Annotated in this window: 8 protein-coding genes; 1 reads left to right on the top strand and 7 read right to left on the bottom strand. The window is 65.8% G+C overall.

The features are described from left to right. Positions 1-122 precede the first annotated feature (122 nt). Positions 123-1019 (top strand): ornithine carbamoyltransferase, encoded by an 897-nt coding sequence (locus tag ACQRAG_RS08530; RefSeq protein WP_168934626.1) that lies wholly within the window; start codon positions 123-125, stop codon positions 1017-1019. A 114-nt stretch (positions 1020-1133) separates the two neighbouring features. On the opposite strand, the gene ACQRAG_RS08525 is transcribed toward ACQRAG_RS08530, so the two are convergent. From ACQRAG_RS08525 to ACQRAG_RS08495, 7 genes are all read right to left on the bottom strand, one after another. Continuing rightward, complete coding sequence (locus ACQRAG_RS08525; protein ID WP_006003911.1) at positions 1134-1868, bottom strand: 4'-phosphopantetheinyl transferase family protein; 735 nt, start codon at positions 1866-1868, stop codon at positions 1134-1136. After that, complete coding sequence (locus tag ACQRAG_RS08520) at positions 1868-2695, bottom strand: class I SAM-dependent methyltransferase (protein WP_297137610.1); 828 nt, start codon at positions 2693-2695, stop codon at positions 1868-1870. Before ACQRAG_RS08520 ends, ACQRAG_RS08525 begins: the two co-directional genes overlap by 1 nt. A 32-nt stretch (positions 2696-2727) precedes the next feature. Beyond that, positions 2728-4062: a DUF1302 family protein gene (locus ACQRAG_RS08515; protein ID WP_204674015.1), complete on the bottom strand. Its 1335-nt coding sequence runs from the start codon at positions 4060-4062 to the stop codon at positions 2728-2730. A gap of 91 nt (positions 4063-4153) precedes the next feature. Next, the gene (locus ACQRAG_RS08510) at positions 4154-4963 is read right to left on the bottom strand and encodes an outer membrane lipoprotein-sorting protein (RefSeq protein WP_204625581.1); all 810 of its coding nucleotides are present in this window, start codon (positions 4961-4963) and stop codon (positions 4154-4156) included. Positions 4964-4993: 30 nt separating this feature from the next. Continuing rightward, positions 4994-7336: an efflux RND transporter permease subunit gene (locus ACQRAG_RS08505; protein ID WP_427803619.1), complete on the bottom strand. Its 2343-nt coding sequence runs from the start codon at positions 7334-7336 to the stop codon at positions 4994-4996. Further along, positions 7333-8103, bottom strand: a complete 771-nt coding sequence (locus tag ACQRAG_RS08500; RefSeq protein ID WP_427803618.1) for a thioesterase II family protein — start codon at positions 8101-8103, stop codon at positions 7333-7335. The genes ACQRAG_RS08505 and ACQRAG_RS08500 overlap by 4 nt, the downstream gene beginning before the upstream one ends. Positions 8104-8161: 58 nt before the next feature. After that, on the bottom strand, positions 8162-17896 hold the full coding sequence (locus tag ACQRAG_RS08495; RefSeq protein WP_427803616.1) for an amino acid adenylation domain-containing protein: 9735 nt from the start codon (positions 17894-17896) through the stop codon (positions 8162-8164). Positions 17897-17901: the final 5 nt, after the last annotated feature.

Genomic DNA, 17901 nt, shown 5'->3' with positions numbered 1-17901 from the left:
CAAATGTCATGCCGTTTTCACAAGTCGTGGATAGCCTGCAAATTCTGGACATGGATACGGGCTGTTTGCTATTCTGGAGTCCGGTGGCGGATCTCGCTGCCGTCTGATTTGGGAGGTTATGTATGCCCCGACACGTTTTGACTCTCAACGATCTTGGTGAAGAAGGCTCCTGGCTGCTGGTCCAACAGGCACGCGGGATCCCTGATGCGAAGAGCCGTACCGACTTCATGACGGAACGCACGGCTGTGCTGCTGTTCGCGCAGGATTCGTTCGCCGAGCGGCTGTGCGTTTCGGCGGCTGTGCGGCAGATGGGCGGGTCCCTCGTCTTCCAGGGCGCCACGGGCGGCTGGAAGTCCGAGGTGGAGCGTTACCAGCGCCAGATGCTGGCCGTCATCGACTATTTTGTGGACTGCATGTACGTCTACGGCATCCCCGGTCTGGCCACCTCGGTGGACAGGGACCTGGTGCAGTTCCCCATCATCAATGCCGGCAGCCCTGATGCCCATCCGGCTCATGTGCTGGCCGACGTGGCCTGCATGCTGCGCTATACCCGGGACGATCTCAAGAAGGCCCGCGTAGGCTGGCTTGGTTGCACCAACGGCACCCTGTTCTCCCTCATCGAGGCCCTGCGCTATTTCCCCTTCAGCCTGCAGGTGGCCCTGCCGCCGCTGGAGGACCGTCCCACGCTGGAGACCTATGCCCGTCATTGCGGCGTGAAGGTGGACTTTGTGGATACGCCCCAGCAGGCCGTGGAAGGCTGCAACTTCGTCTATGCCGGTTGCCGTTCGGGACTGGATGACGAGCTGGCGCAGCAGTGGAAGGTGGATGATGCCCTGCTGTCCCATGCCGACCAGAAGGCCCGCGTCCTGCTGGGCACCAGCCCCATGCAGGCCATCGAGGTCGCCAGCGACATCCTTGCCAGCCCGGCATCGCTGCTGCTGTTGCAGTCGGAAAACCGCCTGCGCGTGCACAAGCGCCTGCTGCACTGGGTCTTTTTGGAAAACGAACGGGTCATCTAGCCCCCGATCATCCTTCAGATGTTCACGATGGCTGTCCGGTCTTGCCGGGCAGCCATCTTTCATTTTTTGGGGTCCTTTCCCCTTCCTGGGCGGGCAGCTCGTTCCCTGGGGCTTTCAGCGAAAGGGGATCTCCAGACGATGCCGGATGATGGGGCGGGGGGCTTCGTTCTCCGGGATGGCCAGAGCCACGGCATAACCATCCCGGCCGATGGCGCAGGGGGCCCACCAGTGTTCGCCTTCGTCCGGAAGGGCTTCCTGGATGCTGGCATGGTGCCCTCCGCTCTCAGCGGAGACGAGCACCCTGTCCAGACCGGTGCCCAGCCCCTTGCCGCATGCTTTCATCACCGCTTCCTTTCTGACCCACATGCGATAGAAGCCGCGGGCATAATCGTCCGGGGGCAGCGCATCGAGGGCCAGGCGTTCCCGGGGATGGAAAAAGTCCGCGATACCGTGTGCATCCACAGCGCTCCCCGTCCACTGGATGTCACAGCCGATGGGGCAGCCCTCACAGACGGCCAGCAGGGCTTCCGTACCGCTGTGGGAGATGCTGAAGGGAAGGTCGCGCCAGCAGGGTTTTCCCCACGGACCGTAGGAGAAAACGATGTCGCAAGCCCGGACATCCGGCCTGTGGGCGGCAAGGATGGTCTTTGCGCAGGCCCGGCAGAGAAGGAAGCGGCTGCCGTCGCGGGGCCTGCAGAAACGGGCCCCGCGTTCCAGCTCCTCGGGGGAAAGAAGGGGGCGCGCCCAGGAAATGCCGTTCTCCGCATGGGCCAGGCTGAACCGCCAGAGATGGATGGCGGCCGAGCGGTACACACGTTTGCGGCCGGAACAGAGGACACCAGTGGTCATCAGAGGAACTCCCGGAAGCGGATGGTGACATATTTGAGCATGCCGAAGAGCTGCACGATGGCGATGTTCACACGCGTAGACAGCGTCAGGCCGCTCAACGGCAGGCCGTGGAAGAAAGGAGTTTCGCTCACGGCGGCGAAACGGGGGGACAGGGAGGCCAGGGCCGGGACCTTGTCGATGCAGAACGTCATGGGCGCATTCCTGTTGCCGGAGCGGGCCACATAGCGGTTGCTGATGCGCATGCCGAGGGAGGACACCGCATCGAAAAAAAGCGTCCCCCCGGGAAAACGCCCGCTGAGGAAGGGCAACAGCGCCCCCATCAGGTCCGTGGGCTGATAGTGGAACACTCCGGCTGCCAGAAGGAGGACGCCCCGTTGCCCCGGGGCCTCCACGGCATCCGGCCAGAGGGGATCGAAAATGTCCCGTGCCAGGAGCCTGTGCCCTTTGGCAGGCGGCAGGAGCGCCTGCCGGGCCCGGATGACTTCCGGCAGGTCCACATCATACCAGACAGCCTCGGCAGGGGGCTTGCGGTAGACGGCGGTGCTGAGGCCGCAGCCCAGGTTGATGATGGTTCCTTCGGGGTGGCGGGCAAGGAAGTCCCGGACGGTGCGATCGATGTTCATCTCGCGGGCCAGGCAGCAGACCTGGCCGTATTCCTTGAAGGATCTCCTGATCTCCGAGAAATCGAAGTCCAGTTGTTTCAGAACGTCCACGGCGACGGGGTCGTAGGCGGCCCGCGGGTTGGCCCGGCAGGGAGTGGCGCAGCACCACAAGGGGATGAGGAGCGTTCTGGCGATATCGTCCGTGAGGCACGCTTCTATTTTCATGGCAGCTCCGTGGATCGGCATCCGTTTGGGGCTCAGAACGAGTACCGGACGCCGAGATAGAGATGGTCGTTCCTGTCATACTGGCCAAGGTCGTTGCGGCGGTCGCCGCCAAAAAGCATGTAGCCGGCCAGGAAGTGCAGGTCGTCGCTGTATTCGTATTCGGAAAAGATCTCCACGCAGTAATCCCCGTTGCTGGCGAAAAGCTCCCCGCGTATGCCGGCCGTCAGGCTCTCGTCCAGGAATTTGTCGGAGACGGACCAGCTGATGCCGTAGCGGTCCCTGTCCTTGCCGGGCACGGCATCGCCGTCGTGGCTGAAGAAGAAGGCCTGGAGGTTGACGTTCAGGTTTGTCAGAAAATTCCTGTCCCATCCGAGGATGGCCTCGTAGTCCGTGCGGCGCTCCACCGTGATCTCGTCGGACTGGAAGGGATAGCCCGCCTTGATGGTGAATTCGCCCCGGAAGGTGGAGTCCCACAGGGATACGGCGGTATTGATGCCGAACGCCGTATAGGGCTCGTAGATCTCCTTCACCAGGGCCTGCATGCGCTGCCTGTCCAGACTGGCCGTGTAGAGAGGCTTGTGCTCGTAGCCCCGGTAAAAAAGGAAAGCCACGTCATAGCCCGGGCGGAAAAATTTGAGCCGCGCTGCCGCTTCCGGCTCGAAAGGGCCGTCCTCACGCTGGCGGCGGACGAAACCCGCACGGGCGTACTGGCGCAGGGTTCGCAGCGAGCTGTCTTCCCAGGGCGAGCCGTATTCGGGCAAGCGGCTGAAACGGGGGAAGGGGATGAGCACAAGGTCGAGCAGGCCCGCGCCGTCGAGGTTGGCCCGCAGGTCGACGGCCCCCACCGAAAGCCTCTGGCTGCTGCGGGCTGTGGCGATGGGGTTGCGGAAGTCCACGGGATTGATGATGTCGAAGGTGCTCAGGCTGTCGGCTTCTCCCCAGCGTATCTGCTGCATGCCGATGATGAGGTCCAGATACCGGGAGTCCAGGGTCACATAGGCCTCGCCCAGTTCGGGCGTCACGATGTGTTCCTCGGAGTCCCGGCGCCCGGGCACGGAAAGGTCGGCATCCACATGCCCGCTGACGTAGCCCCGTATCCAGGAGTCCTGGTTGATATTGGCTTCGAGCCGGAAGCGCTGGGCCGCGGACAGGGGGGTCGCCTTGTAGGGCGACTGACGGTAGGTCGTTTGCAGACTGCCGGACAGTTTCAGCCAGTCCGGCATGAGGGGCCTGTCCCCGTCCGCTCGGGAAAGGGAGGGGAAGAGCAGCAGGGCGGCAGCCAGCAGCATGGCCGCGGTACGGAAGCGGACAGAGCGGCACAGGCGCATGCCTTCGGCTGCGGGGCGGGGAAAACTGGCAAAGGGCATGGTGGGCGATCCGACGGGAAAGGTTGTGGAGAAGGTCTGCCGGGGCGGGGAACCGGGAAGGGCCGTGGAGGCCCCTCCCGGAAGGACGGAACTAGCGCTGCAGGGCGCTGTGCTCGAAATAGGCGTCGCTCAGGCCGACGTCATAGCGCAGGTTGGACCAGTCGATGACGGTGAAGGAGCCTTCCCTGGGGCGTTCGACGCGCATCTGCGTCACGGTCCAGATCCCGTCGATTTTTTCCTGGCGGGAGAAGAAGAGTTTTTTCACCAGACGGTCTTTCTTGTCATAGTAGTCCGCCCGCAAACGCAGCAGGGTATCCTTGCGCACCCACTGCACCTGGCGGGAATACTGGGTCTCTTTCCCCTTTTTGGGGGTGCGCTCCAGGACATAGCAGTCGATGCCGTCCACGTTCTCCTCGCCTTGCAGCAGGTAGTCGTACTCGTCCACGTCATCGAGGTTCTGGATGTCTTCATTGGAGAGGTCACTGCGCATGAATGAGGCGAACTTGCTGGAACCGCTGATGCGGCGGACAAGGCTCTCGGCCGGCAGGTAGACCCACATGTCGTCATCCTGCTCCAGGCCGCGGTAACTCCAGACGAGATATTTGGTGCCGTTGACGTCGGCGGGCCTGTCGAACACGATCAGGCTGTATTCGTCTTTGCCGTCCTTGCCGAAATGCTTGGAATAGGTCTTGAAAGAGCGCGTCAGCACCTTGCCGCCGCGGTTGATGCTCATGACGGCTTCGCTGTAGGAGTCCTGGCTCGTGTCGACCTGGTCCATCCGGACGGCCAGATCGTAGCCCGCCTTGACGGGGTCTGTGATCGCGGGAGCGGCCTGGGCGCTGCCGGCAAGGAGCAGCGTGCAGAAGAAAAGGGCAAAGAGTCTGTGCGATGCGATGGTCATGGAGTTCTCCTTTCGGGATGATGGTGATGCTCAGGCACGGACCTGCGGCTCGTGTTCCTTGCCCAGGGGCTTGAGGAAGGAGAGCAGGGCCGGGGAAAGGGTGAGGTCGGCGAGGCAGCCCCAGAAAAAGGCCGCCGCCCCAAGGATGCCGAATTGCCCCGTGGTCCTGACGGCAGAAAGCGTGAAGACCAGGAATCCCAGCATGAGGGATATGGTCGTGAAGGTGACGGGCTGTCCTACCGTGCGCACGGTCGCCAGCAGGCTTTCACGATAGGTCCCCTTGCGGGCGAACATGCGCTGGAAGGTGACGTAGAAGTGGGTGGTGTCGTCCACGCATACGCCGATGATGACCGAGGAGAAGATCATCAGGACAAGGCTCAGGTCGATACCGGCAAGCCCCATGAGGCCCATGGGCATGAGGATGGGCACGATGTTGGGCAGCATGCTGATGCAGCCCAGCACCACGGAGCGCAGGCACAGGATCATCATGAGGCCGATGGTGATGACGGCGCTGGCAAGGCTGGCGGCCTGGCCGGAGCCCACATAATCGGCCACGGCGGTCAGCCAGGCCATCTGGCCCGTGTATTCCACGCGCAGCCGTCCGCCCAGCCGGTCGCGGACGAAGGCATCCATCTCCTGCATGAAGGCCCGTACTTCCTGGGTGCCCATATTCCGTGTCTGGATATGGATGCGCGCCACATCGCTGAGCAGGCTCAGCTCCCTGTCCAGGTTCTTCCCGCCCGACGTTTCGTAGAAGAACAGGTACTGGCCGGCCAGTTCCTGGGAATCCGGCAGGCGGTGGAAGGCCCCGTCATCCCCGTGCAGGACTTCATTGATGCGTTTGATGATGTCCACGATGCTGTGGGTCTTGACGGTGCCGGGCAGGCTTTCGGCGTGGCGCTGCAGGAGCTCCATGTCCTGCAGGAAACGGAGCTCGCGGGCGCCGTTGGCCTTGCCGCTGTCCACCATGATCTCCAGGGACATGGAGCCGCCCATGAAGGTATCGAAAAAGTCGGAGTCCCGGCGCAGTTTTTCCGAGGTGCTGATGTCCTTGACCGTGTTCGTTTCCACCACGACCCGCTGGTACAGGCAGGCCCCGGCCAGGGACGTCACGAGGAAAAAGACGATCACGAGACGCGCATGATCGATGGACCAGCGGGCCAGTCCTTGCAGGGCCGCATCGAGGCGGCAAAGCAGACGGTCATGGACGCCCCGCCGGATGGTCGCCTCCTGTTCCGGGCGGATCATGTAGGCGATGGGCGTCAGCGTGATGGCCAGGACGAAGGCGATGGCCACGCCGATGGCGGAGTAGATGCCGGCCATGCGTATGGGGATGATGTCCGTGGTGAGGAAGGAGAGGAAGCCCATCATGGTCGTCAGCGACGTGAACAGGCAGGGGATGAAGACCTCCCGCATGGTCTCGACCATGGCTTCATGATGGACGGTCCCCCGACTGCGGAGCAGGTGGTACCCGGCGATGATGTGCACCGTGTCCCCGATGCAGACGGAAAAGAGCATGGTGGGCAGCATGATGTCCATCATGGAAACGGTCCAGCCCGCCAGGCTGATGATGCCCATGGTCAGGATGATGCTGATGCAGATCACGGCCACGGGAGCGATGACGGCCCGGATGCCGTTGCCCATGCGGAACAGCAGCAGGGCCTGGAGCATCAGGCAGACCAGGGTCAGCTTGACGGTCTCCTTGCGGGTGATCTTGTCGCTTTCGTAGTCCTGGACGGGCGGCCCGGCCAGATGGGTTTCCAGAGAGGCGAATTCCGGCCGTTGCAGGACGCGGTACACTGCCGGGGCGATGTCTTTGCGCGGGTCGTCGGCCCCGTCGGGATAGCGTTCGCATTCGAGCACTATGGTGGCGATGGTGGCGTCGGGCGAGATCAGGACGTTCACGAAGTCGTCCAGGGCCAGAGCTTCTCTTTTGAATGCCCTGATGGCCTCGGGATCATCAGGGATCTCTTCGAGGCCGGGACCCACAATGACCTCGTCCCCGTGAGCGCGGATGTATTCCGCCGACCCCAGCCACTTGACCTCCCTGATGTGGGGCACGTCCTTTTCCAGGGCCAGCGCCAGGGAATCCAGGAGTCGCAGCGTGTCACGGTCGAAGATGTCCCCGCCGTTCCTGACGGCCACATAGACGAAGTCTTCATTGCCGAAGAGCTCCCGGAAGCGTTCGATGGCCACGACGGCGGGATCGTCGTCCGTGAAGAAGGATTCATCGGAGTTGTCGAAGCGGAGGTCACGCATCAGGAAAAGGGACCCGAACGTGAGCACGGCCACCAGCAGAAGGACGCCGTAGCGCCAGGTCTCCAGAAAGCCGACGAATGTGCGGGCGCGGGTCAGGGCGCGGGACTCCTTCATCGGGTCTGCTCCAGCATGCGGCCGAGTTCCTCACGCAGGAGCATCAGGAAGGTGTCCTCGTCCTTTTTGAGGAAAAAGTGGTCGCCCGGCAGGATGTGCGCGGCGAACGCCCCGCGGGTCTGTTCCCGCCAGGCCTCGAGGTCCTGCCGGCAGACTTCGTCATCGGCATCCCCGGAAAAGACGCACAGGGGCACATCCAGGCAGGCATCGCAGACATAGCTTTCGTCCATGGCGAAATCCGCCCGCAGCAGCGGCCGGAACATGCGCATGAGATCCGGCTCGCGCAGGATCTCTTCCGGGGTCCCTGCCAGCTGTCGCAGTTCCGCGTCGAAAGCCTCGTCGGGAAGGTCGCTGAGCAGTTTGCGGGGCGGCATGTGGACGGGGCGGCTCCCCGAGACCAGCAGCAGAGCGGGCGGACGGCCCTGGAGGACAAGGCGGCGCGCCACCTCGAAGGCGATCTTGGCCCCCATGCTGTGGCCGAAAAGGATGCAGGCACCGTCGAACCAGCCGCGGCCTTCCTCGGCTTCGAACAACGCATCGGCCAGGCGGTGGATGCTGTAGTAGCGCGGTTCGCGGAAGCGTTCCTCGCGACCGGGCAGCTGTACGGCCCGGACATCGGCCAGGCCCCGGAGGTTCCTTTCCCAGTTGCGGTAAAAAGAGGCGCCGCCTCCCGCATGGGGAAAACAGAACATCTTCGGCCGGGCGGGGGAGGCGCCGGCGTGCCCGGAAATCTCCTGCGGCCCCGCGAGCCATTTGCCAGTATCCATGGTTCCTCCTTGTCGTCATGCTGCCCGTGCCGGGTCGTCCCCGGCACGGGCAGACCGGTTAGGCGTGTTTTTTCAGTAGACGGGCCAGTCTGGCGGCGATGGCATCCACGCTGCCGGGATCATGGAGCAGGTTCCAGTGGTCGGCATCCACGGCCAGCTCCTCGAAGCCCGATCCCGCCAGTCCGCGCCAGTAGGCCGTGCGGGCGTCGTCCTCTTCCATGCTGTTGCTGCGGACGTAGAGCACGGGCAGGCCTTCCAGGGGCTGCGGCGCATAGGAGCGCAGGGCCCTGAGGTTGGCGTCGATGATCTCCATGACCCGTCCGGCCATTTCCAGGTCGTCCTTTTCCACGGCAAGCTGTCCGCTGCTGCGCAGGGCCTCGGCCAGGACGCGGGCCCGTGCGGGGGCGTCCAGTGCGGCCAGGTCCCCTTCGCTCATGCCCAGGGCCGCAAGGGCCTTTTGGGGCGCGGGGGCCACCAGCCCGAGCAGGGCGGCAGGATCATGGGCGCGGCTGTCATAGAGGCTGTCCCAGGCGGGCTTTGAAGGCGGATCGAGCAGGACCAGCGGCAGCAGGTGTTCTCCCTGGCCGCCGGCCAGCAGACGGCGGGCCGTTTCCCAGGCCAGGAAGGCCCCCATGGACCATCCGCCCAGCAGCAGGGGCCGCGGGAGCCCCTCCACGGCCTCCAGGGCCGCGGTGACCATGTCCGGGAAGGCGGTACGCAGGGGACCACCATCGAGGCCGGCGCTCTGGAGGGCATGGAAGGAGACCTCTCCGAGCTTGGCGGCCAGCGGGGCATAGGCGTTCACGAGGCCTTCCACGGGATGCATCATGCACACGGTCGCGGGGCCGTCAGCGTCATGCAGGCAGACCAGTTCGCCGGCAGAGGCACCCGGGGCCCTGTGGTCCACGAGGGCGGCCTGTGCGGCCACGGTGGGGGCCTGCAGCAGGTCACGCAGGGTCAGACGGCAACCGAACTCCCGCTCCAGCTGCCGGAGCAGCTGGAAAGCGGAGAGGGAGTCCCCACCGCTCAGGAAGAAGCTGTCCGTCACGCCCACGTCGTCCACCCTGAGGACGTTTTTCCAGATGGCGGCCACGGCCTGTTCCGTCCTGGTCCGGGCGGTGACGCCCGTACGGGGGCGCTGCCGTACGGCACCGCCTGACAGGCGTTTCCTGTCCACCTTGCCGTTGCGGGTCAGGGGCATCCTGTCCAGCAGCGTCCACGAGACGGGGATCATCCAGGCAGGCAGGTGCCCGCGCAGATGGTCTTCCAGAGGACGGGGCGTGAAGCGTGCCACGGACGACGGGCCTTCGCTGAGGATGACCTCCAGCCCCAGACGGCTTTCCAGGGAGGCGGGGGGCATCAGGAAGGACGGCCGGGAAAGGCCCGCCTCCGTCAGCGCCTTCGTCCACAGTTCACGGGTCAGCAGCGGCTGCTCGGGACGGAATTCCTCGTCCCGGGCGCTGTCGAAGCCCTGCTGGAGCCCCATGCTCAGGTCGAAGGGCAGCTGGAAGACGGTCTCCTCCTGCATGAGCAGGATCCCGGACGGCTTGAGCAGGCCCGCCAGGTACTTCAGGCTCCGCCTGATGTCTGCCGCGTCATGCAGGACATTGCCCGCAAGGATGAGGTCATAGCCATGCGGCTCGAAGCCCATGAGGCGGGGATCCTCATCAAGGTCCAGCAGACGGTAGTTGACGAAGGGATAACCGGCGAACTCCTCGCGGGCCCTGTTCAGGAAGAAGGGGGAGATATCCGTGAAGTCATAGGTCACGCCGTTGTCCGGCAGGCCGGGCAGGACGAAGCGCGTCACGGTGCCGTAGCCGCCGCCGACTTCGAGGATGCGGAAACCGTTCCCGGAAGCCGCCGCCAGCCCGGTCACCAGATCCGCCGTCAGCCGGTTGCTGGCGCCGAAGATCTTCTGGTAGAAGCCGGGCACTTCCGCGGACGTGTAGAATTCCGCCGAGTGCACGTCTTCCCTGAGGATGGCGGGGAGCTCGCGCACGGTGCGGGCCAGCAGGGCCATCTCCTGCGGGCTGTAGCCCAGTTCTCCGGCCCTGTCGGCGCAGAAGGCCAGGCAGGCTTCCCTGTCGGGAGCCGTGCCGCGACGCTGCCATACGCCGTCCCCGTCCCTGTCCGCGAGGCCCAAATCGTGCAGGGCCTTCACGGCCCGCGCCAGCCAGCGCCCGTAGCGGGGACTGATGCCGCTGTCGTGCAGGAAGGTCTCCGTGTCACGGTAGCCGTGCCCGAAAAAGCCGAGCTCTTCCAGGGCCGCGGTGACGGCAGCCGCATAGAGTTCCTTCATCTTGTCCCAGACAGGCAGGAAGCGTTCCTCGTCAAGGCCTTCCCGGCCGTCCGCCCGGAGCGGGAGCCCGTCCTCCAGACGGCTTGCGGCGCGTTCTTCCCGCACGATCTCGCCCCGGTGTCCGGGATCGGCTTCCACATAGGCTGCCAGCGACAGCTCGCCTTCCGCGCCCTTGTGGAGCAGGACGGCCGCATTGTTCACCGCAGGATGGGCTTTGAGCACGGATTCGATCTCGCCCGGTTCCACGCGGTAGCCGTGGATCTTCACCTGCTCGTCCTTGCGGCCGAGGAATTCGAGGGTGCCGTCGTCGTGGTAGCGTGCCGTGTCTCCCGTGCGGTAGAGGCGGGGATGCCCGTCCCCGGCCGGCAGGAAGGCCCCGGCCGTCTTTTCGGGATCGTTCCAGTAACCGAGGGCCAGGCCGTCTCCGCTGATGTAAAGGTCTCCGGCGACCCAGTCGGGACGCGGCTGGAGACGGTCATCCAGGACGGCGAAGGCCTGGTTGGCCAGCGGTCTTCCGTAAGGCACGGAGGCCCAGCGGGCATCGTCCGGGCCCGTCTCGTGGAAGTTGGACCAGATGGAGGCCTCGGTGGCGCCGCCCATGGCCATGACCCGGATGCCCGGGACGAGCTGCTTCAGGCGCGGCGGCAGGGACTGCGGGATCCAGTCGCCGCTGAAGATGGCCAGGCGAAGGGGCAGGGGCTGTCCTTCCCCTTCGGCCGCGGCATCCGCCAGCAGCTGGCCGAGGGCCGGGACGGAGTTCCACAGGCTGACCCGGTGCTCATGCAGCAGCCGGACCCAGGCCTGGGGCTGCAGGCTCTCTTCCTCGTCCGGGATGACGACGGCGCCGCCGGCTGCCAGCAGGCCGAAGATGTCGTACACGGAAAGGTCGAACGACAGCCGGGCGAGGGCGAGGATGCGGTCCCCGGCATCCACGCCGTACCGCCGGTTGACGTCAAGGATGGTGTTCATGGCCGCCCTGTGGGAGATCATGACCCCCTTGGGCGTCCCCGTGGAGCCCGAGGTGTAGATGATGTAGGCAAGATCGTCGGGGGCGATGTCCACCTGCGGCGGGAGCTCGTCCTCGCCCGCTTCGGCCAGCAGGTCTGCCGCCACGAGGCGGATGCCTTCAGGCAGGGGCGCGGCGTCCGAACGGCCCACGACGACACGCACGCCGGCATCGGCCAGGATGGTGGCGATACGGGCATCGGGCTGGCCGGTGTCCAGCGGCAGATAGGCGGCCCCGGCGCGCTGGATGCCCAGGACGGCCACGACCTGTTCCCAGCCTCTGGGCAGGAGGACGGCGACCCGGTCGCCATGCCGTACCCCGGCCGCGTCCAGTTCCCGGGCCAGGGAGCGGCTCAGGCGTTCGGTCTCGCCGTAGGAGAGGGTCCTGTCCGCACTGATGACGGCGGTGGCATCAGGCCGGGACCCCGCCATGCGCAGGAAGGGGGCGAACATGGGCTCGCCGGGCATGTCCAGGGCCGTATCGTTGACCGCCGCGCGTACGGCAAGCTGCGATGCCGGGAGGCGTACCGGCACGGCATCGCCCCAGGCCGCGTCGTCACGGGAAAGGCGGCGCAGGGCCTCGGCGTAGGCTTCGAACATGGCATCGATCATCCCGTCAGGGAAGAGATCGCGTACATAGTCGAAGACGATGCGCAGCTCGCCGTCCACTTCGAACAGCTGATGGTCGAGCCAGACCTGCGGGGTCTGGGAGATGCTGTAGACCTCGTGCCCCATCTGCCCGAGGGCAAAGGTGCCGGAAGAGGCTTCCATGGACAGGGCGCTGGTGAAGATCACGGGCATGATGCCCGCCGCCGTGCCGCGTCTGCGGCCCAGTTCGCGCAGGACGCGGATGCCGCTGAAGGAACGGTGTTCCATGTCGTCCCACAGGCGGCTCCACAGCCGTCCAGCCCGGGTCTCGAAGCTCCCGCCCTGCGTCAGGTCCACCGCCAGGAGGCTGTTGGAGGTGAATTCGCCGACCAGGGCATTGACCTGGCGATGCAGGGGCAGGCGGTTGAACAGGGTCAGATTGATGCAGAAGCGCTTTTCTTCGCTCCAGCACCCCAGAACTTCGGCGAAGGTCGCCAGGGCCACGGCCGTGGGGGCCAGGCCGCGGGCGTCGCCGCGCTGTTTGATGCGCTGCCAGGTCTCCTTGTCGAGGGTCGTCATCCTGCGGCTGAAGACGGGGCGGTCGATGGCGGCAGGGCTGGTGGCCAGCGGCAGCCGCGGCGCGGCGGGCAGGTCATCCAGACGGGCGAGCCAGTAGTCGCGGTCCCTGGCATAGATCCCGGTGGCCCTGTAGCGTTCCTCGGCCAGACGGTAGTCCCGGAAGGTGATGTCCAGCACAGGGAGCTTGTCCTCCTGGCCATTGTAGATGAGCGAGAGCTCGGCGAGCATCTGGCTGATGCCGTGGAAATCGCTCAGGATAAGGTCGAAGCTGAGGTGGATGCGCAAGGCATCATCGGGCAGCAGGGAAACCTCCACCCGGAAGTTGGGCCAGCGGCCCACGTCCAGGACTTCGTGGGACATCTCCATGCGGATGCGCTCGAAGTGGGCCGCGGCTTCCTCCGGGGAGCTCTGGCGCAGGTCATGCCGCCGGATGGTGTAGTGCGGGACTTTCTCCAGCACCTGCTGGCGTTCGCCGTCGAGGATGATCGTACGCAGCATGGGCTGGCGGAGGATGAGACGGTTCCAGGCCTCTTCATAGCGGTCGGCGTCCAGGCCCCGTGCCTGGGCTTCGAAGTAGAAGTGGCAGCTGACGCCGCCGAGGGCCAGGCCGGACTGGTCGCGGCCTATCCAGTAGGCCTGCTGCATGTCCGAGAGAGGGAAGGGCTCGAAAGCCTCTTCCGGCGCGGGGACGAGCAGGGCCGAAAGGCCGGTGCCTTCCTCCTTCGTGGCGGGGGGGCCGGACTGCACGGCCGGTGCCGTTTCCTCTTCGCCGGAGGCCGGGCCGAGGTCACGGGCGAACCTGGCCGCCATGGCCTGCACCGTAGGCGTGGCGGAGACTTCGTGCGGCGCGATGCGGATCTTCAGATCCCGGCTGATACGCTGGAACAGGTCGAGACTGATGAGCGAATCCATGCCCAGGCTGGTCAGGTTGACATCCTCGGGGATGGCATCCTCTTCGAGGCGCAGGAAACCGGCGATCTCTTTCTTGAGATAGGCGCGCAACCGTTCTTCCCTTCCGCTCATGGGAAGGGCGCGCAGTTCCGCGGCAAGCCTGCTGTTGCCCGCGGTCTCGGCCGGGCGGGCGGCAGCGGCGGCGGGGCTGTGCCGGAGCTCTTCGTACATGGCGGCGCCGGCAGTGGCCTGCAGGATGGGCAGCATCCGGTTCCAGTCCATGCGGGTGACGACCTTGCTCCCCTCGCCGGACGCCATGAGCCTGTCGAGGACGGCAAGTCCTGTGGCCGTATCGAAGCCCTCTACGCCCTGCTGGCGGATGCGGTCGAGGATGCCCAGACGCACCACGGTCCCCAGCTCGCCCCAGGCTCCCCAGTTGATGCTGAGGCCGGGGAGGAAGTCAGCGCGGCGGGCAGCCACGAGGGCGTCCATGAACGTGTTGGCGGCCACGTGGTTGGCCTGGCCGTGCGTACCGAAGACCGAGGCGATGGAGGAGAAGACCACGAAGTGGTCGAGCGCCAGATCGCGTGTCAGTTCATGCAGGAACCAGCTGCCGTCCACCTTGGGGGAGAGGACGGTATTGAAGCGGGCCCAGTCGAGACGGGACAGGGGCGCGTCGTCCAGCAGGCCGGCCAGATGGAAGACGCCCGCCAGCGGCATGGCAGAGGGCAGCAGATGCGTGCCGAACGCCTCGGCCAGGGCGGCCCTGTCCGTCACGTCCACTTGCAGGAGGCGGACATCGCATCCTGTTGCGGCTATCTTTTCCACCGCGGCCGCGCCGGCGGAACCGGCCTCAGGCAGGCGGCGTCCCAGCAGCCATACCTGTCCGGCACCGCGGGCAGCCAGGTGGGCGGCCAGCGCCAGGCCCAGGTCGCTCAGGCCACCAGTGACGAGATAGGCCGCCTCCCGGCGGATGCCTTCGTGCCTGGGGGCAAAGTCGTTGCGTACGACGACCTTGCCGATATGGCGTCCTTCGAGCATGTAGCGGAAGGCGTCCCTGGCGGCATCCATGGTGAAGACGCGCCGGGCTATGGGGGTGTAGTGCCCGGCGGCAAAACCTTCCATGACGGCGGCGAAGATGCCGCGCATCTGCGCCTCGTCCTCCTTGCCCAGTTTTTCAAGGTCGACGATGTGGTATTCGATATCGTTCCGGATGGCCGCCACCTGTGCGGGCGTGCGCAGATCGGTCTTGCCGATCTCGATGAAACGGCCGCCTTCCGTCAGGCAGCGCATGCTGCTGTCGGCCAGCTCGCCGGTAAGGAAGTTGAGGACCACGTGCACGCCCTGTCCGCCCGTGGCCTTGAGGACCCGGGATTCGAAGGCCGTGGAGCGCGAGGAGAAGACGTGCTCTATACCCATGGAGCGCAGCAGGGCGCGTTTGCGCTCCGTGCCCGCCGTGGCAAGGATGACCGCGCCGCGTGCCCTGGCGATCTGGATGGCGGCAAGGCCCACGCCCCCTGTGGCCGAGTGCAGCAACACCCGTTCGCCGGGCTGGAGGCGTGCCGCATGGACGAGCGCCTGCCAGGCGGTCATGAAGACGGTGGGGATCACCGCAGCGTCGGTGAACGGCATGCCTTCCGGTATGGAGGCCGCAAAGGCTTCCCGGGCATAGACGTGGGAAGCGAAGGGGCCGTACACGGTGGTGAAGACCCGGTCGCCGGGGCTGAAGCGGGTCACGCCTTCACCAACGGCGGAGACCGTGCCCGCGCAGTCGAGCACCAGGGTCCTGATCTTGTCGGCCACGCCCATGGCTACCATGACGTTCTGGAAGTTCATGCCGTAGGCTTCGGCCGCGATCTCGATCTCGCCGGGCCCGGGAAGACGCCGCTGCAGCGGGGCGACCCGGATGTTCTCGATGCCCGCGCCGCCGAGATCCAGATGGTAGGCCTGCGTTTCGGGACGGGCCAGCGGGGCGTTGCGCACCTGGCGGGCGGCAGGCAGGCCGCGTACCAGACGGGGGGCCAGCAGGCTGCCGCCGCGCAGGGCCAGCTTGTCTTCCTTGTATCCGCGGGCGGTCAGCAGGCCGCACAGAGTGGGAAGCTGGGCCTCGGGAGCGGCCACGGGGTCCATGTCGATGATGACCGGCGCGATGTTGCCCAGTTCGTTGGCCACGGATTTTTCCAGGCCCCAGAGCAGGCTTTGAGCGGGGACGGGCTGATCCGAAGCGCGGGCGGCCTGTGCCTGGCAGGTCAGCACGGCCAGGCGCACGGACGGGCCGTCCTCCTGTGCCGCCAGAGCCTGGGCCAGATGCAGGAAGGCCTGGGCCGTATGGTTCTTGAAGGGAGCTTCGCCGCCGCTGCCCAGGAAGTCGGTCTCGTAGCAGTCCAGGCCCCAGAGGAACACGACGCCCCGGGGCGTACCGCCCTGCCGCCAGTCGCGGATCAGGCGGGCGAAGGCATCGGCATCGCCGGGATCGACGGCAGCCATGTCGTCAGGATGTCCCGTACCGGCGCAGGCCGCGAGCATGGCCGTAGCGCCCTGCTGTTCCAGCGAACGGGCGAGGGCACGGGCAAAATCCGTATCGCGACCGGCCAGGATGAGCCAGTGCCCGGCAGCGTCCCCGGCTTCCGGCATCAGGGCCTGGCGCCAGACCACGTCATAGCACAGGTCGGTATGCTGCCGCTGCCCGGCCTTGAGCAGTTCCAGCGTCTCCTTGTTGGTACGGCGCATGGTAAGGTTGACGATCTCGCAAACGGGCTCGCCTTCGGGGGTGAAGATGGTGAAACTGGCAGAGAACATCTCCTGCCGGAAGCTGTCGCCTTCCTTCATGACGGCCCGGCACCAGACCGTTTCGGGCGCACGCCCGTGGAAGATGACTTTTTCCACGCTGAACGGCATGAAACCGTCGCCCGTGAGGTCATCCTCGGTGGCGGCAAGAGCGGCGACCATGCTTTGCAGGCAACTGTCGAGCAGGGCCGGGTGGATGATGAAACCGCCTTTTTTGCCGCGTTCGGCGCTGTCCAGGGCCACTTCGGCCACAGCTCCGCCCCGGGTGCGCCACAGGCGCCGCAGGCTGCGGAAGGCCGGACCGTACTGCACGGCCCCGTAGGCATCGAATTTTTCGTAAAAGGCCTGTACGTCCACCTCGTCGCAACCTTCACGCAGGCGGTCCAGGTCGACGTTTTCGGCAGAGCGCTCGTGGGCGGGGGCGAGCTGGCCGGAGACATGCTGGTGCCATTCCCCCTGTCCTTGCCCGGCGCCCCGGCTGAAGATCTCGAAATCGGCCCCGTTTTCCGTGGGAGAGACAAGGACCTGTACGGTGCGTTCGCCTTCGTCGAGCATGAGGGCCTCGCGCAGCACCACATTCTCGAGCCGGATACGGTCCGTACCGAAATGATCCATGCCCGCGGCGGCGGCCAGGTCGAAATGCGCCGTGCCCGGAACGACCACGATGTCGAAAACGCGGTGCTGGGCCAGGAAGGGTTGCAGGGTGCCGCTCACCGCCGCCGTATACTGGCTCACGGCCAGGGGGGAGGAGAGGCGCCGTCCCAGCAGGATATGGCCCGTGTCGTCTTCGTCCGGTGCGTCCGTCCGGGCGGGCGCGATCCCGGTACTGAAGGCCTGGCGGCTGCCGTTGCCGTTGCGGGCGATGATGACATGTTCGTCAAGGTCGCCGTCGGCGGGGGCAGGGTAGCAGGCCGTCCTGTCGAATCCTTCCGTGTCCAGCAGGCGGGTCCAGCCCTCGGCGGTCAGGAAGGGATTGTCGCCGCGCAGTTCCCCGTCACGCAGTTTGTCGAGCAGGCAGCCAAAGGATATCTCGAAGCCCATGGCCGGCCGGGGCAGGGTGATCTCCCGCAGGAGGAGCAGGCCGTCCGCGGCCAGCACGGCGCTGATGTGGCGCAGGGCGGCGGTCAGGTCGGCAGTGGCGTGCAGGACATTGGCGCAGACGACGATATCGAACTCGTCGGCATGGAAGCCCTGAAGGAACGGGTCGCGGCTGATGTCCAGCGTGGCATATTCCACGAAGGGGAAGGCGGCGAAGCGGTCCCGGGCCCGGGCCGTGAACAGGGGGGAGACGTCCGTATAGACATAACGGGTGCGTCCTGCGGGCAGGACGGGCAGCAGGGCCGAGGTCGTCCCGCCCGTGCCGGCGCCGATCTCCAGGATGGAGAGGGCGCGGTCCATGGGCAGGGCATCGGCAAGAGCCTTCAGGCTCCTGGCCATGATCCCGTTATAATAACGGCTTTGCGGGGTATCCTGGTAGATGCTCTCCACGGCGTCAGGATTGCCGCCGGGGAACATGACCTGTCTGGGATCCTTGCGGCCTCCCAGTATCTCGCGGAAATTCTCGCCGCAGCGTTTCATGAACGAGAGCAGCGGGATGTTGTCCAGGACAAGGTCCTGACGTTTTTCATGGCATCCTTGTGGCATGGTCA

It is taken from the genome of Desulfovibrio sp. SGI.230 (assembly GCF_050313065.1).
Classification (GTDB): Bacteria; Desulfobacterota; Desulfovibrionia; order Desulfovibrionales; family Desulfovibrionaceae; genus Desulfovibrio.
This window is presented reverse-complemented; position numbering and strand designations above follow the sequence as displayed.

Excerpts from the sequence above, each read along its gene's own strand:
- ACQRAG_RS08530 (WP_168934626.1), top strand. The coding sequence starts at position 123 with ATGCCCCGACACGTTTTGACTCTCAACGATCTTGGTGAAGAAGGCTCC.
- ACQRAG_RS08525 (WP_006003911.1), bottom strand. The coding sequence starts at position 1,868 with ATGACCACTGGTGTCCTCTGTTCCGGCCGCAAACGTGTGTACCGCTCG.
- ACQRAG_RS08520 (WP_297137610.1), bottom strand. The coding sequence starts at position 2,695 with ATGAAAATAGAAGCGTGCCTCACGGACGATATCGCCAGAACGCTCCTC.
- ACQRAG_RS08515 (WP_204674015.1), bottom strand. The coding sequence starts at position 4,062 with ATGCCCTTTGCCAGTTTTCCCCGCCCCGCAGCCGAAGGCATGCGCCTG.
- ACQRAG_RS08510 (WP_204625581.1), bottom strand. The coding sequence starts at position 4,963 with ATGACCATCGCATCGCACAGACTCTTTGCCCTTTTCTTCTGCACGCTG.
- ACQRAG_RS08505 (WP_427803619.1), bottom strand. The coding sequence starts at position 7,336 with ATGAAGGAGTCCCGCGCCCTGACCCGCGCCCGCACATTCGTCGGCTTT.
- ACQRAG_RS08500 (WP_427803618.1), bottom strand. The coding sequence starts at position 8,103 with ATGGATACTGGCAAATGGCTCGCGGGGCCGCAGGAGATTTCCGGGCAC.
- ACQRAG_RS08495 (WP_427803616.1), bottom strand. The coding sequence starts at position 17,896 with ATGCCACAAGGATGCCATGAAAAACGTCAGGACCTTGTCCTGGACAAC.